Below are 16,495 nucleotides of genomic sequence, written 5' to 3' on the forward strand. Positions count from 1 at the left end.
ATGCGTACCGCGTGGCCGAAAGGCTATGTTCGCGCCGACCGTCTCCGCGCGCGACGGGATTGACGATTTCGACGGGGTAGACGTGTACGTTGCGGCGGCTGGGTAGACCGAAAACGATTGTCAACCTGATCCAGCGTCTCTCGCGCCGTATATGCGTTGATAGCGAGCAATTGCTCGAAGATCTCGAGACCGGGCAGACGCGTCTCGTCGTTGAGTCGATGGAGCGTGATAGCAATGTCGACCAGTTCTGGCGCTATTGATGCGTGCGAGGTACGAACATCGCCCAAATCATTTCGCCACTTGTCGACCAATCCCTTTACGATGGAAGCAACTAAAGTTGCTTCGTGGGGCAACAGGGTCTGCAGCCTCTCCGTCACAAAATGAGACCCAAAGTTGGGCTGTCGCGGTATCTCTTCTGCAATTGCTTGCAATATCATTACCCAGTCCGGATCGGGTGAAATCTCATCTACCAATCGGAATAGATCGATGATAGCGGCCCACGTACGCCCGCTGGCATTGAGAGTAAGGTCGCGGATCAGTATGGGCGCATTCTTATTATCGGGAATATCTGCCCAAACGTGAACTGCGGCATAAGCAGCGCCGACACGCATCGGAGATTCATTTTCGCTTTCGAGAATACCTCGCACCATATTGGCGGCCCAAGCCAGATCTTTATGCGTTAGCCAAATCAAGGAACTGAGTTCGCCGTAGGCTTGCTGAGCAAAGTTGGTAGGGGAATCCTTCCAACCAGAAATGATATCGCGGACCAAATCAGGCAGAGCCCAGTGAATATGCGCAAAAAGCAAAATCGCTTCGTGGCTGATCGCAAGCGCCGGATACTTCTCGAAAAGAACCCTATAGAAGGACGCCAGCTCCGACTTCTTTTCGGTCCGGATATACGGGAAGAGCCGAAACAGTGCTTGCCAAACTTTTTCTTCCTCTGGCCTGTCGAGGTGTTGGCTAAAGACTTCCAAAAGACGGTCGTAGTTCTTCCGTTGCAGATAAATCCGTGCGATTGCTTCGAGAATCGGGAAATTTCCATGGGGCAATATCGACAAGCCACCCATGCCCCAAAGAATGCTACGACTGTCTTTTTCTTCTTCTATATCCTTTATCTCGTCATCGTCTTGGATAGATTCAGAATCTGCGTCGTTGTCCACCACCGGCACGGCAGCAGAGCCCAGCCATCCCTCAACTATAGAAAGCGTTATGTCATCGATAATGGCGCCACGATTGATCAGCTTTTCGACCGCGCGCGCGACGCTGTCGCGGTATTCTTCGGTAGAGAACCCACGACTGTCGAATTCTCTAATAAGCGGCAACAATAGAGATGGATCGACTGCTTCTGCCATTGCATCGATTGCATAGCCGACTGCGCGAGCTCCAATATCGGGCGTGAACTGACGCATCAGTTCGATTGCACGGTTGGGGTTATTCTTGGCGAAGTCCGCGAACGATCTCGACAGCTGCACGTTGCCTCCGTGCCGCCAATTCTTCGGATTGTCCCATCCTGTTTCGTCTGGAAGCTCTTGAAATGCGTTCAAGATGTCTTCGTCAGCGGCATGCCCCATTGCGTCCGGAGACATAGACGGGCCGACCCACGTGGGGCCGTAGAACGTTGCTCCCCGCCGTGAAGATCCAAATTTTCGTTCTCCTTCTTGAACCAAAGCAATTGCGTTTGACGGCATTTTCTCCTTCGGTAAACACGCTGCAAGCTCGTAGCGGGTCTGTCCCACTAACTGATAAAAATTTTGGCGAGATTTTGCATCTCGGTCACCGACTGGACGAGGCGCATAACTCAACAAAGCGGCAACGAAATCGTCGATCTGTTCACGCGTCCAGAATGGGCTTACCGCCACGATCAGTCGCTTTGTTGTTTCCGACGCATCTTCAATATTTCCGAGATGGAAGCGACGGTCATCGCCGAGCAGAAACTCCAAAGCAAAAGAGGCATAGATTTCCGGCTGCGTTGAAAGTGCATGAGCAAGAAGCCTTTGCGCTGGAGCAGCATCCTGGGTCTTAGCTTCATCGAACCATGTCTTGAAGGCAACGGTATCCGCAGCCGCAAACTGTTCTACCGCTGAACGAAGGCCGGCCAACAAGGACGGCTCAGGAAGATCGAGAGTACCTTCACTTTCGAAGCGAAGGTCCAGATTGTGCGAAAGTGGATAGGTGAACTCGCTTGCATAATTCTTGTAACGTTTGACGGCTTCCAGAGCCTCTTGAAACCACGGCCAAATCGATCTCACGAAAAAGGCGGGTTCCGACTTTCCAAGTGCCTCAAGCGTGTCCCAACCCTCTGAACGCTCAATAACGCTTTCGATAGCCTGCGCAGGTGATGACATATACGCAGCCAGCCCTGTCGAATCCTCTTGAGTATTTATCGATTCCGCTCGGGACAGCGCCTCTGTCGCGGCTTTTTTAAGCATTACGTCGAGCCGGGAGCGAACCAGCTTAATCGCCATAACCGGTCGGCCCGTGCCAACTGTTGAAACCATATGGTCGAACGCGTAGGCATCAACGTCGATGCGCTGTACTATCGTCGTAGCAAGGGCTAAGTGCCGATCAGACCATTCGGGGTTGTCCTGCAATACATACCACGCAAAGGAGTCGAACTTGGTGTCTGGGAGCCAGTTTCTCTCCAGCAGCTCGATAACGTCATCAGAAGCGTATTCTCCCGCTCGTGAAAGTATGGCCGAAGCGATACCTGCCTCAGCAACGTCTGTCATCGCTTTTGTGATTTCGGTGTTCTTGAACAGTTCGAACCAGCCAGAGCTGCGAAGGATCGCTTGGAGAGCCAGTCTACGGTCGGGCGATCCCATAGCTTCCTTCATGATCGTCACTTCGGAAGCTATCGGTGAATTCTGCTGACCAATAAATTCGATAACGAGGTTTCGTAGATGCGCTCGCAGATTCGGGAGTGCCCAAATCGCTCGCAGTTCATGCTCGTACGTGGCGACTTCCACTCCACGCAAATATGTTAAGGCCGCCCAAAGTTTCGGGCGAACAAAGAGAGAAGCGACACGTTCCTGTATGTAACTGGAGAGTCGCCCGTCAGCTTGAGCGAACGATCGCGCGAGAGCAAATTCGAACACCGTTTGATGCGAAAACCCAATACTGCCCGGCGAGCCAGCCGAAGTAGTTAAGATTCCCTCAGCTAATAGCGTTTTTAAATCCTCATTTTCAGCATCATAACGCGAGCGCGCGAGCCATAATGTCTCTTTACTCGCCATTTCTTCCGCGATGCGGCCCGCGAGAGTCGCGACCCGGCTTCCGTCCGGACGATTAAGAATGCGTTCTTGCCAGAGCCGTTCTAGCATTTTTTGATACTCGTCGAACGCGACCGATTGCGACGCACCCGTCAGCTTAAGGAGCGTTGCGAGAGATTGAGGCGAGCGAATTACCTGTTGCGCATCCGTAGGCCAGCCAGCCGCTTGTATGCCATGCGATTCCAAAATTTTGAGGACTTCACTCCACGGCGGCAAATCTAGGAAGACACTTTCTGCCTGCACGGATTTCAAACGCGTGTCATGTTCATACTCAAACCGACGTGCAGAAACGACGACGCACACATTAGGCTGATTGCCCAAAGCGCGGATTAAGCTCAGCAGAACACTCAGGCGCCCCGTGCGTAGATCGACATACCTAGCGAGAGCGTCTAGCTGATCAATAATCAGATAAACGGGGCCACGGCGGGAAAGCCAGGTGAGGATTCGGCTCGGCAAATCCGACAAACCGAGGTCTCGCTGCAAGTCGTTTTCACTCGTAATACTCGTATCTAGAATGTCAGCCTTGATTGCGAGGAATGGGATCCGCGAATTTCTCAACCTTTCGGCAAGTGCCGCTAATAAAGCGGTCTTGCCTGAACCCGGATCGCCGATCACCGCTTTGGTCCGGCCTTGATGATCGGGCGCTGGTTCTAGCAGCTGATTAATTTCCGGTCGTTCGATAACTGTTCCGTCCGGCAACGCGCGCGGCCAGTCTAAAACTGAACGTGATGCTGTTAGCAGCTCTTCAATTTCCTGACGGGAACGCTCGAAATCTTCCTTGCTCGCGACCCCGAGAAGCCTTGCTTCGGCTTTATTCCGAGAGAGCAGAGCGCAATTCTGGCGACTGAAGCGAAACCAGGTCAGGCTCGTTCACACGGAGGAAAAGATAGAATGACCCGGCTTGGCTACCGACGATTTCAATAGCTGGATTGCCCGTGATGTTTCGTATTACATCGAGGATGACTTTCTGACGAGCTTGAGGAAAATCCGCCTCGCTTCCAGCAAAGCTCAAAACCGCGATAGAGGTCTCGTCTAAAACATCTTCTGCAATTGGTGCGGGTTGTATGGGTAAAGTGTCGACTGGGCCGGGATCCTGTTGCGCCGGCTCAATTGTGCTTGGTGGGTCCACAACATCCGTCCGTTCAGGCGCGCGACGGTTGTCACCCCAGTAGTCCAATAACTCGTAGGCAAAAGCTGCGCCGTGAGCGGCAGCTATCGGCTGATGAATCTTGTCTAACTTTGGGTCTTTGCCAGCTCGGTCATCCGATATGCCCCGGATGATGATGCAAGGTGTTCTTCCTTCTTCCTCGGCGGCGAAAATCGCTCCGTACCCCTCCATCTCAAGGGCCGTCGCATCCTGATAGTTACTTGTGATGTGTTCTTCGAGAGCGGAAGAAGGGTCAGCCGAGACTGCTTCGATAGAGACAATTGGAGCCGTTTTCGCGGCAGGAGGAAACGGCTGCGGATAGTATTGGTCACCTGGGTTCGCGCCGCCGTAGGGTGGTCGGAGTCGCAATTGCCAAGTTTCATCACGGACCACCTTTTTCGCAAGACGAACAAGTTGTGGGTCGATTGGTAGGCTGCGTGCCCGGCCTTGAAATTCGCCGGGCCGGTATTTTCCCGCATAAGGCCAATAGACATGCTCGGAGATAACCACGCTGCCAATCGGAGCATCATCTGGCTTCCGAGTTGCAGCCACTCCGACAAATAAAATCAGTTCAAATGGACCGAACTGAATGCAGGCATTGGTTACGATTGCCTGTGACACGTGGTTACCCGCGCCACTTTCCCCGACGACCACCAGCCATTCGGAACTGGACCCACGAAAATGGCCAATTTCAAAAATGTTGTGGTCGCGGCCCTCGCAAGAAGCCCTGTGGATAGTATGCGCCCTGACCGCCGCCATTTCCAACGGGAGCGCCGTAATCACGAGTACTCGCCGCCAACCCTTGCGGTCAGACTCGGCTAGTACTGCAGTGGCGTCGGCGAATTTCATCTGCAGTCGGCACTTTCAACGTTGTGACGTCGACGCTGCAGAAGAAAACGAAACGCGCTCCCGCCAGCTGTGGTTGAACGTACAACTAATACTGTACGGTAAAGGGAAGGTCGATGCCTTATTGACCTGCGACCAGAGGGATCGGGGGCGGCGCTTCTGCGCCGACTCGATGGGGGCAGGGAGAGCCGAAATCTCCCTGCACGTTATCCAGCGGCAAGACGACGGCGGCATCCAAACGGCGGACGGTTGGCCATGGGGTCTCGGGGAGCATGGAGGCTCTTGCCCGAGTGGTGTTGGACCGGCCATCAGGGTCCTCCATGGTTCGGTGCGGGGAAAGCTCTAAGACTGGCGAGTGATCTGAGGCGCGGTGAGGCTCGATGCCTCATTACCGCGCCATGGGCCGGGGGGATGCAACGGGGGCGCGCCAGCGGGACCCCTTGCCAAGATGGTGCGGGTATTACCGCACACATCTTGCCATGCGCAGCAACGAGGCGTGTTATAGTCCATTGATTTCAGAATCGGGTTCTTCGATGCCGCGAAATAGCGAGGCCAAATCTAGGTCCAGTCGATCTACAAAGTCTGAAACCGGTGGCCGCGTCGCTGGTAGGCTTCCCGGACTCGACGCACCCAAAACTGCAGCACAGATCGTAAATCGCAATCCTCGAAGGCGCTTCAAATTCGAGGTGGACGCATTCGTCGCCTGGCTGCGGACGAAGGGTTTTATTCTCGATGGTCGTGAGCGTGGATATTGGAAGACTCACGGTTGGACGATACACCTCAAAAGGGTAAGCACGAACCGCTGGTCAGCCTTGAGACGTTCGAGCGGATCCAGAGCCGTATCAATGGAACCGCACGCGCTCCGATGCGAGCAGACATCCGTTCGGACTTCCGCTGCGCGGCGCATTGAGCTGTGCCTCGTGCGGCAAGCCGATGAGCGCCTGTTGGTCAACCAGTAACACCGGCGTCAAGCACCCGTATTACTTCTGTTTGGGAAGGGCTGGCCGTTGCCTTCGGAGGGCGATAATTCTGTTGTACGGGACCCTACTAGACGATTCGGCGGAGAAAGTGCGTATAACTCTCTGCCTCCAGAACTGCGGTGATGTTCCATAACATCCGATGGCCGAATTCAGCTGACCGACTGATGCTGCTTCGACCATGACAGGGGCAGTAGTTTGGGGATTTGCTTCAGCTCGATGGTCGTCTCCCCGTCGAGGAAACTGGCGAGCGGCGGTGGGAGGCGGAAATCTACCGGTTGACTGGGGAGTTGACGCTAGCCGGGCCGGGCGGCGGCAGGACCAAAGCAGAATTATGGTTTCAGCGTGCGCTCGACGTGGCTGGTTGCCAGAACTCTAAATGCCTGGAGCTGCGCGCCGCCATCAGCTTGGCCCGGCTCTGGCGCGACAGCGGCAAGCACAGAGAAGCCCGAGAGCTTCTCACTCCAGTCTACGTCTGGTTCACCGAGGGGTCCGATACGTTGGATTTGAAGAAGGGGAAAGCCCTGCTCGAGGAGCTGGCGGCATGATCGCTGACAGCGGCTTGTGGCCCATCGCTTCCGTTGGCGCGGTGTCGCTGCGTGTCGGCTCACAAGGTCAGACCGGAAGTTTGCAGCCGGTTGCCAGTTCGGCGGCTTGTGACCCTGGCTGTGTGAAAACGTCGGCGCTCTTAAGGCTCTACATTTACGGTTATCTTAACCGTGTGCACTCGAGCCGCCGGCTCGAGCGTGAAGCTGGCCGCAACGTCGAAGTGTCGATCACGCGAACCGGATTGTCATCTAAAATTCAGCATCCAGGCATTCCGGCAACAAAGTCGATTGCCCGCGATCAGCCCCTTGAACGAAGCGCCTCATGTGATGTTGCTGCTCGCCCGGCTTGCGCCCGATCACAAAACGATCGCCGATTTCCGCAAGGACAATGGTCCCGCATCAAAAGAGTCTGCGCGCGCTTCGTCGAGGTGTGTCGCAAGATGGGATTGCTCGCGACAGCCAGCGTCGCCATCGACGGCAGCAAATTCAAAGCAGTCAATAATCGCGATAAGAAGTCGAGCGGCGGCGCACGCAATTGGAGGAGAGTGTTGCGCGCTATCTCGCTCAGCTCGATCGCCGCCGACCGGCAGGAGCCGTCGGAAACGCGTGCTGAACATCGTCGGGATGAAACCGCTGCTGGCGGCGGTGAGGGCGGGATACGGGCGCCGGCGCGCGCCGTTGCGATTCATCGGGCGCGTGAAACAGCCCGACATTGCGTCAGGATGAGTTCTGGTGGCCGTAAAATTGTTCAAATTGATCGGATTGCGCTAGCCTGAGTCCAACCGCGCCAGTCTGCGTCATGCAATAGTGTTTTTACACGACCAAGACCCGAAGCGGACCTTCTCGCGAAAAAATAGCGCGGGCCGACACAGTTATCGCTCGACTGCAAATATGCGCCACTCGCCGGGAACACCCTTTAGCGATCGGGCACCACGGTCGCCGAACCGTAACGCTGACCCAGCCACCAGTTCTTTGACGGTACTCGATACTAGGACCTCGCCCGCGCCTGCGAGCGCTGCAACACGTGCACCGATGTGGACGGCGATGCCGCCCACATCGTCATCGCTAATTTCGCACTCGCCCGTGTGCAGTCCCGCGCGGATTTCGATGCCCAGCGATCGAACCTCTTCGGCAATTGCGCACGCGCAGCGTACCCCGCGTGCCGGCCCATCGAAAGTGGCCAGAACGCCGTCGCCAGTCGTCTTGACTTCGTGCCCGCGGAAGCGATCGAGGTTGCGTCGGATTGTAGCGTGATGGGCATCAAACAGATCGTGCCAACGGCGGTCGCCGAGTGCAGCCGCCTTCTCGGTCGATCCAACGATATCAGTAAAGAGAACCGTAGCGAGCACCCGATCGCCGGTGACCGGCGCGCGCACGCCGGTCAAGAATTCCTCGATCGTATCTGCAATTAGATCGGCGTTGTCGCCGAAAAAGGGAGGGTGGTCAATTCCAGGAAGCTCGACGTAACAAGCCGCGGGAATGTGCTCAGCCAGATAGCGGCCCCCCTCCACATTGATTGCCCTGTCGCCGGTGCGGTGAACGACAAGTGTGGGAATCCGGATCGTTGGCAGGATATTACTAATATCGATTTGACTATTCATGCGCATGAGTTCGGTCGCTGCAGCGGGGCTTGCGCCCAGCCGCTCAAATCTGCCCATCCACTGTTGGGCGGCTGGATCGTTGGCAAGGGAGGGAAAAAAGACGGCTATACTGCCGCCAGATCCCCAAGCCTGATCAATATATGCAAGGAACTCTGCCAGATCCTTCTCTGTTGGTAGCCAAGATGAAAATTGCGCAAAGCCGCCGTAGAGGATCAGCGCACGGGACCGTGCCGGATAGGTGGCAGCGAACAGTGCCGCCAAGGATGCGCCTTCCGATGCTCCAAGGAGCGCCGCCTGTTCCATATCTGCTGCGTCCATAACTGCCCGGAGGTCGTCCATACGTTGATCGAGGCCTGGAAGCTCCGGGACACGATCGGACATGCCTGTCCCACGCTTGTCAAACATTGCCACCCGAGCAAAGGATCCCAGCCGCAACAGCCACCGAGCGACTGCGGGATGCTCCCAGTAGACCTCAATGTTCGACACGAAATAGGGAGCGAGAACCAGATTAATCGGCCCGTCGCCAAATACCTGATAAGCGATATGGACGTCGCCGCTCTTCGCATAGCGAGTGACCGGCTGCATGGATGATCTCCCCGGCCACGGTCGTCGCAGTCCGCTCAGAGTGTAGCAGCAAGAAGGGTACCGGCATAGGTTGAATGTCTCCGGTTGACCCGCTGCCGACCTTTGCTTACAGGGCCGCTATGTCTGCCTTGAGGAGATAAGCCGACCCAGGCTCAAGTCGGTTCGGAAGTCGGCCTGTGACCCAAACCGGCCTTTTCGCGCGACGGCCCGGCCAAAGATAGCCCTGGGAAAACGCCCAGACCTCAATGAGCTTGGCGACACTGATCCTACGAGTCTCTCCAATTTGGAGCTTTGTTTTTCGCTGCACACGTTCTCAAATGCCTGCGACCGTTAATGCTCATACGTGAATGGACGACACCAGCGCCTCGTCCGTGCGACCAAACACAAAGGAGGAAACACTATGAGCGCGATCTGGCCGGAAATCCCCTTCGAGGCGTGGCGCGAAACTTGTTCCGCGCTCCATTTGTATTGCCAAGTTGTCGGCAAGTATCGGCTCGCGAGGACGCCGTGGGTCAATCATTCATGGCACGCGACTTTCTACGTGAATGCTCGCGGGCTCACGACTTCACTGGTTCCAGACGCCTCAGGTATCGAGATCACCTTCGATCTCTCCCGCCATATCGTGATCGGAGAGGCCTCTGATGGCCGCCGGGTTGAAATGGCGCTCGGGCCGATGTCCGTTGCCGACTTTCACGCCCGGTTCTGTGAGTTGGTGGGACGTCTCGGCGGTACACCGGAATTCGACGGCCGGCCCAATGAAGTCCCCGATCCGATCCCCTTCCAGGACGACCGTCAGATCCGACCCTATGATGCAGACGCCGTGACGCGGTTTTTCAGGGCCCTGGTTGCGATCGACGGTGTGTTTCATCGGTTTCGAACGGGCTTCACCGGAAAGGTCAGTCCGGTCCATCTCTTCTGGGGCAGCTTCGATCTCGCGGTGACGCGCTTCTCCGGACGTCCTGCTCCGCTTCACCCGGGGGGCGTACCGGGTTTACCGGACCAAGTGACGCGCGAGGCCTACAGTGATGAAGTCTCGTCTGCCGGCTTCTGGCCGGGCGGAGGCGGCACAGACTTTGCGGCTTTCTACTCTTATGCCTATCCCACTCCGAACGGTTTTGCCGACGAACAGATTTTGCCGACGGGCGCATATTTCGATCAGAAGCTCGGGGAATATCTCCTGGCGTACGAGGTTGTGAGGAAGTCGAGCAATCCGGAGGCGACGCTCATGTCGTTTCTGGAAAGTACCTATCGGGCGGCAGCCGATGTCGGACGCTGGGATCGTGCCGCGCTCGAATGTCCGATTGGTCACCCCCTTCTGCCCCGCCCCCTGGATAGGAAGAGATGAAGTTCGACGAGTCTTCCCCTTGGTCAGGCAGAGCACCTCAATCGCGATGTCGAGCCACTACGCTGTGCCGGCGGGGCTGCTCGTCAATCGCGAATATCTGTTGGCGATTGGCCATCGGCGGAAGCGCGGCCCGAATGGGACCTCCCTAGACGTCCGCCTTCAACGCGCCGCTTGCGATCCAATCGGTCGGATCCACAACCGAAAAAGAATGCCGCCTACCAAGGAGCAGAGCGCCGCCACCTGCAACACTATGCGTAGCGCGCGTTCGAACGCTGCCGTTGCGGCTTCGGTGATGCCGGCTTGTCCGGCCAGTATTGCATTCAGCGCTTCGTTGGCTTCTGCGCGCGGCGAACCGGCAAGATGATACGAAAAGCTGGCGAACAAAACGGCGCCGAGCGCCGCGACTGCAAAGAGACCTGCCACCCGGGCGACCGCGTTGTTGACGCCCGAAGCGACCCCGGCGTGGGCGTCGCCCACTGACGACATTACCATCGAGGTCAGCGGCGGGACGGTGATGGTCATGCCGATGCCAAATACGCAGATCGCCGGAAACGCTCCGGCCCAGTAGGATTGTCGAAAATCGGCAAAAGCCAGCAGCGCCAGACCGCAGCCTGCGATGACGGGTCCGAAGGTGAGCGACTGCTGCGGCCCGAAACGATCGGAAAGCCTGCCGGCGAATTGCGCGCCGAAACCCATGATGACAGCAAATGGAAGCAGCGCAGCGCCGGCCTGCGTCGCGGAGTAGCCGCCGAGCCGGATCAAGCCGAACGGCAGATAATACAGCGCGCCGCCTAGCGCGAAGTAAAGCAACAGCGTCAATACGTTGGCTGCGGAAAAACTGCGCGAACCGTACAGCGATAGCGGCATCATTGCTCGTGCACCGAGCCGAACTTCCATTGCGAGAAATAACAAGAACAATACAAATCCCAGTCCGAGCGCGCCGATTACGGTTCTGTCAGAAAATCCCGACGCGGGAATAGCGCCAAGCCCCCAGCTGATCGCGGCGAGACCGGCGGCAACCGTGGCCGCTCCGGCCCAGTCCAGTGATTTTGCATTGTCATTTCGGCTTTCGCCCGCGAAGCTGCTCGCAAGTCCCGCCGCGACGGCCGCCAGCGGCAAATTGAGCAGAAAAATCGCACGCCACGACACCTGATCGACGAGCCAGCCGCCCAGTACCGGGCCGACGGCAGCGGTCAGCGCGCCGACACCAGCCCATACTCCGATCGCATGGTTGCGCTCGTGCTCGTCAAAAGTCGCTCCCAATTAGCGCGAGGCTTGCCGGGATGAGGAGCGCGGCGCCAACCCCTTGGATTGCGCGGCTTGCGATTAACACGGTGATGTTCGGCGACAGGCCACACGTAATGGAGGCCATGGTGAATATCGTAATGCCGAAAACAAAGATGCGTCGACGGCCGTAAAGATCGGCAGCCGCCCCCCCAACCAGCACCATAGCGCTGAGCAGCAGCAGATAGGCACTAACGATCCATTGGGTCGCGGCCACCCCTGCATGCAGGGCGTGCTGAATCGCCGGCAGGGCGATATTCACGACCGAGCCGTCGACCAATGCCATGCTCGAACCGAATATGGTCGCCACCAGCGTCAGCCGCTTGCGTCTTTGCGGCAGTGCTGCGTCAAAAGCTGGTATGGCCCGGATAATGTTGGCTTCGCAGGGAGGTTGTGTGAAACCAACCATTTGGGGGCTCGAGAAGCGTGGCTGTCGCTATCAGCGTGCGCCTCGCGGGTACCGTTGGGAACCGTCGGTTCAGCCCGTTTCGCCGAGGTCGATCGCTCGGGTGGTCGGCAGATCCGGCAGGATGCCCGCTCAGGCCGATGTCTGCTTGTGGCCCTTCGGCGAAGCAGCAGCATCGCTCCACGAGGTCCGCTTATTGAGGAATGGCGGACAAGATTTGCTCAGGCTGAGTTCTTCGCATTTTGACCCTAAGCCGACCACGGCGACCCAAGAAAGCTAAATTAGTTCGGCCGAGGATTGTCTGGAATTGCAGACACGTCAGGTACTCGGTCATATCCGACCTAGCGCAGCGGTGATATGTTTATCGAGAGCGGGGCCTTTTCCCGCAATCACGCGGCCTGACGTTCGGCCCCCGAAGCAACCCTAAGGTTTCGAGGAGGTCCCGATGCATACAAACCGTCGCGACTTGCTGTTGGCGGGATGCTGCGCCGCCTCCACTCCGCTGCTTTGGAGCATTACCACTCGGCTCAGGGCCGAAGAGCCCGATCCGCCGCCAGAAACCACCACGATCCGCCTCGCAAAGAGCCCGAGTATCTGCATCGCGCCCGTGTACGTAGTAAGCGACCTGCTGAATGCCGAGGGATTTACAAATGTAGTTCACGTCGAAACCGGGTTCGTTGGTAGCGGCGCTGCACAAGACAAAGCTATCTGGAAAAACAGCGATGTCGACTTCAATCTGAATTTCTCTGGGCCACTTCTTCTCGAGATCGACCGAGGCTTGAGCACTACCATTCTGGCCGGGGTTCACGTCGGCTGCTTCGAGCTCTTCGCCAGGGAGGGCATACGCAGCGTCGCCGACCTGAAGGGGCGGACCGTCGGCATCCAATCGCTTGAATCGCCCCCGCATGTATTTCTGAGCGCGATGGCGACACTTGTTGGGCTCGATCCCGCTAAGGATATCGAGTGGGTGACGAGCGCGAAGGTCAGACCTATCGAATTGTTTGCGGAGGGCAAGATCGACGCCTTCCTTGGATTTCCCCCAGAACCTCAACGTTTGCGTGCGCAGAGCATCGGTCGCGTCATCGTCAACAGCGCACAGGATCGCCCATGGTCGCAGTACTTTTGTTGCATGTTGGCGGGCAATCGCGAATTCGTTCGAAAGAATCCTATCGCCACCAAGCGCGTGGTGCGCGCCATGCTCCGGGCCACGGATTTGTGCGTGAGCGCGCCGGCCCTCGTTGCACAGCGCATGGTGGATAGGGGTTTCGCGCCTCGCCTGGACTACGCGGCTCAGACTCTTGCGGATGTGCCGTACAATCGCTGGCGCGAGTACGATCCTGAGGACACAATCCGCTTTTACGCGCTTCGCCTGCGCGAAGCTGGGATGATTAAATCGAGCCCGGCGAAACTTATCGCGGATGGAGCTGACTGGGGGTTCCTTAACGCGGTTCGACCTGAACTGGGAGGCTGATTGATCTAAAGCGTTTTCGAGGAGGTCCCGATGAATACGAACCGTCGCGACTTGCTGTTGGCTGGGGCCTGTGCCGCTACCACTGCCCTGTTTGGGATCGCGGCGGCGCGCCTGAAGGCCGAAGAGTCCACTCCGCCGCCAGAGACCACGACAATCCGCCTTGCGAAGAACGCAAGCATTTGTATCGCTCCGCAGTACGTGGTGAGCGACCTCTTGAATGCCGAGGGGTTTACAAACGTCGTTTACGTCGAATCTGACGCCGGCGTGGAGCAAACCAGAGCAATCGCGAAGGGCGACATCGATTTCACCCTGCATTTCTCCGGCCCGCTTCTTCTTGAGATCGATCGAGGCGCGAGCATTACTGTTGTGGCTGGGGTTCATGTCGGCTGCTTCGAGCTGTTCGCCAGGGAAGGCATACGTAGCGTTGCCGATCTGAAGGGGCGAACCGTCGGCCAGCAGGGGGTTGGCAGTAGCCCGCACGTTTTCATCAGCGCGATGGCGACGCTTGTCGGACTTGATCCCGCCAAGGATATCGAGTGGGTGACCAGTGCGTCGGTCAAACCGATCGAGTTATTTGCTGAGGGTAAGATTGACGCGTTCCTTGGCTTCCCTCCGGAGCCACAGCGTCTGCGTGCCAAGAACATCGGGCATGTAATCGTCAACAGTGCGCAGGATCGCCCATGGTCGCAGTACTTTTGCTGCATGTTGGCGGGGAATCGGGAGTTCGTCAGAAATAATCCCATCGCCACCAAACGTGTAGTTCGCGCCATGCTTCGGGCGACGGATTTGTGCGTAAGCGCGCCGGCCCTTGTTGCGCAGCGAATGGTTGATGGGGGTTTCACGCCTCGCCACGACTATGCGGCTCAGACGCTCGCGGATGTGCCGTACAACCGCTGGCGCGAGTTTGATCCCGAAGACACAATCCGCTTCTACGCTCTTCGCCTGCGCGAAGCGGGGATGCTGAAATCGAATCCTACAAAGATTATCGCGGACGCAGCCGACTGGCGGTTCCTGAACGAGGTTCGACGTGAACTTGGAAGCTGATTCGACGTCGTTTCTTGGTCAGCGCCCGCTCCCTGCAACGTCGCGAGGAAGTGGCGACGAGACGTCAGCGAAGAGCGGTCTTCTCGGGTTTGAGCTGCGCCCCTCGTTGCGCACGAAATTGCTGATGGCCTTCTTCGTCATCGAAATGCTCTTGGTCTCGGTTGGGCTAATCGGCCTCCTTTCGCTCCGCGAAGCGGACCAGCGGGCGAACCAGGTTGTTGGCCTGCAGCAGAAGATCGAGGCATATCGGCAGATGCAGCACAATACGCTTCGACAACTTTATGGCGTATCCACAGCGCTCGCCTTTCCGAACGAAACGACATTGGCAGTTGTGCTGCGGCAGATCAACCAGTTTGGGTACGACCTTGACCGTGTCTCGTTCGTCGCAAAGGACGAGGTGGCGCTGCTCAACCAGGTGCGCGAAGAATATGCGCGCTTTATTGCCGTCGTTTCACACATCGTCGATCTCATCCGCGGCGGGCGAGGGGCTGAGGCCAAACAGAGCGAACTCGCGGAGCTCGGGCCTCTCGCGGACAAGCTCGAACGACTGACCAATCAATTGGTCAACCGGGCTGAAGCGGACATGGTGGCCGGGATAGATGCGAGCCGACAAACCTACACCAAATCTCAGATACTTGTCGCTGGGGTCGCGCTCGCAAGCTTCGTGCTTACGCTGGTCCTGGGACATGCGATCTCCCGGTCTGTGATCGAACCAGTGCGCATCATTCATGACGGACTGAATCGGATAGCCGCTGGCGATTTCGCCCAGCGTATCGACCTTCCCAATCGGGACGAACTCGGGGAGCTTGCGGCGCACGTCAATTCGACCTGCGGAGAGCTGCAGCAGCTCTACCGAAGTCTTGAGGAGGCCAGCCGTCACAAATCGCAATTTCTCGCAAACATGAGTCATGAGTTGCGGACGCCACTGAACGCAGTACTCGGCTTTTCAGAGCTCATGCTCGACGGCATATACGGCAATCCTCCGGAGAAAATGCGATCCGCCGTCGAACGCATCCAACGAAACGGCAGACATCTGCTCGGGCTCATCAACGATGTCCTCGATCTCTCCAAGATTGAAGCCGGACAGCTTCGACTTTCTCTGACCGATTACTCGGTAGAGGAATTGATAAACGTTGTTCATACCTCCGTTGAGTCTCTCGCCGCGGAGAAGAAACTAAGTTTGAGAATTGCTGTTCCGCCTGGCTTGCCGCCGGCGCGAGGAGACGAACGCAGGCTCGCTCAGGCCCTGTTCAATCTCGTTGGTAACGCGATCAAATTCACAGACGCGGGAGAGGTCCGGATAGAAGTGGAAACGAGGGGAGATTCCTACGTCTTTTCCGTTCAGGACACGGGACCGGGCATCGACTCAGTCGACCAGGTCAGAATCTTCCAGGAATTCCAGCAGGTGGATAACTCGATCACCAAGACGAAAGGAGGCGCGGGATTGGGGCTCGCCATCGTAAAGCGCATTGTGGAGATGCATGGTGGTCGAATCTGGATAGAATCCCGCCTCGGCCACGGGGCGAGATTCTCTTTTCTGGTGCCGGCTCGGCTCGAGCAAGCAGGCGATGCAGACATGAGCAAGCGCGTACTGGTGGTCGAGGATCAGGAGGACAATCGGCAGATTCTGCGCGATCTGCTTACAAGCGTCGGTTACGAAATGATCGAGGCGCACGACGGCGAAGGAGCGCTCGTGGCGGCGCGAACCCAAAGCCCGGACCTGATCCTTATGGATATCCAACTGCCTATTCTTGACGGATACGAGGCGACACGGCGCATAAAGGCGCAGTCAGATCTCCGCCATATTCCAATCATCGTCGTTACCTCCTATGCGCTTGGCGGCGATGAAGAAAAGGCACGCGCGGCAGGCTGCGATGCCTATGTCGCAAAGCCCTACAGCGCAAGAAAGCTACTTGAGACGATCAATCGATACCTGACATGAAGTTCCAGCGCATGCTGACGTGGAGCAGAG

10 protein-coding genes and 1 pseudogene are annotated in these 16,495 nt (G+C 57.3%); 6 read left to right on the top strand and 5 right to left on the bottom strand.

Annotated features, from left to right (window positions below; genetic code table 11):
- Positions 1-23 precede the first annotated feature (23 nt).
- A complete protein-coding gene (locus tag ACVWW3_RS02910) occupies positions 24-3,968 on the bottom strand; it encodes an AAA family ATPase (RefSeq protein WP_456671857.1) in 3,945 nt (1,314 codons plus the stop codon).
- Between the two features lie 112 nt (positions 3,969-4,080).
- A complete protein-coding gene (locus tag ACVWW3_RS02915) occupies positions 4,081-5,265 on the bottom strand; it encodes a 5'-methylthioadenosine/S-adenosylhomocysteine nucleosidase family protein (RefSeq protein ID WP_456671858.1) in 1,185 nt (394 codons plus the stop codon).
- Positions 5,266-6,445: 1,180 nt separating this feature from the next.
- Between ACVWW3_RS02915 and ACVWW3_RS02920 the strand changes: the two genes are divergently transcribed.
- The gene (locus tag ACVWW3_RS02920; RefSeq protein WP_456650964.1) at positions 6,446-6,787 is read left to right on the top strand and encodes a hypothetical protein; all 342 of its coding nucleotides are present in this window, start codon (positions 6,446-6,448) and stop codon (positions 6,785-6,787) included.
- Between the two features lie 324 nt (positions 6,788-7,111).
- A pseudogene (locus ACVWW3_RS02925) lies at positions 7,112-7,386 on the top strand (transposase); the annotation flags it as partial.
- A gap of 273 nt (positions 7,387-7,659) precedes the next feature.
- Here the strand turns inward: ACVWW3_RS02925 and ACVWW3_RS02930 are convergent.
- Positions 7,660-8,973 carry an adenylate/guanylate cyclase domain-containing protein gene (locus ACVWW3_RS02930; protein ID WP_247441980.1) on the bottom strand — a complete coding sequence of 438 codons (1,314 nt, stop codon included), beginning with the start codon at positions 8,971-8,973 and terminating at the stop codon, positions 7,660-7,662.
- 400 nt (positions 8,974-9,373) lie between these two features.
- Between ACVWW3_RS02930 and ACVWW3_RS02935 the strand changes: the two genes are divergently transcribed.
- Positions 9,374-10,318, top strand: a complete 945-nt coding sequence (locus ACVWW3_RS02935; protein WP_456650963.1) for a DUF5996 family protein — start codon at positions 9,374-9,376, stop codon at positions 10,316-10,318.
- Between the two features lie 159 nt (positions 10,319-10,477).
- Here the strand turns inward: ACVWW3_RS02935 and ACVWW3_RS02940 are convergent, their stop codons facing one another.
- Both ACVWW3_RS02940 and ACVWW3_RS02945 read right to left on the bottom strand, forming a co-directional pair.
- On the bottom strand, positions 10,478-11,581 hold the full coding sequence (locus ACVWW3_RS02940; protein WP_456671859.1) for an MFS transporter: 1,104 nt from the start codon (positions 11,579-11,581) through the stop codon (positions 10,478-10,480).
- Positions 11,565-12,011 carry an MFS transporter gene (locus ACVWW3_RS02945; RefSeq protein ID WP_456671860.1) on the bottom strand — a complete coding sequence of 149 codons (447 nt, stop codon included), beginning with the start codon at positions 12,009-12,011 and terminating at the stop codon, positions 11,565-11,567. Before ACVWW3_RS02945 ends, ACVWW3_RS02940 begins: the two co-directional genes overlap by 17 nt.
- 442 nt (positions 12,012-12,453) lie before the next feature.
- On the opposite strand from ACVWW3_RS02945, the gene ACVWW3_RS02950 reads away from it, so the two are divergent.
- Genes ACVWW3_RS02950 through ACVWW3_RS02960 form a run of 3 tightly spaced genes read left to right on the top strand, consistent with a single transcriptional unit; the run spans position 12,454 to position 16,465 of the window.
- On the top strand, positions 12,454-13,479 hold the full coding sequence (locus ACVWW3_RS02950; protein ID WP_247441974.1) for an ABC transporter substrate-binding protein: 1,026 nt from the start codon (positions 12,454-12,456) through the stop codon (positions 13,477-13,479).
- Positions 13,480-13,509: 30 nt separating this feature from the next.
- Positions 13,510-14,523: an ABC transporter substrate-binding protein gene (locus tag ACVWW3_RS02955; protein WP_456650961.1), complete on the top strand. Its 1,014-nt coding sequence runs from the start codon at positions 13,510-13,512 to the stop codon at positions 14,521-14,523.
- Positions 14,507-16,465, top strand: a complete 1,959-nt coding sequence (locus ACVWW3_RS02960) for an ATP-binding protein (RefSeq protein WP_456671861.1) — start codon at positions 14,507-14,509, stop codon at positions 16,463-16,465. The genes ACVWW3_RS02955 and ACVWW3_RS02960 overlap by 17 nt, the downstream gene beginning before the upstream one ends.
- Positions 16,466-16,495: the final 30 nt, after the last annotated feature.

It is taken from the genome of Bradyrhizobium sp. LM2.9, assembly GCF_054056555.1.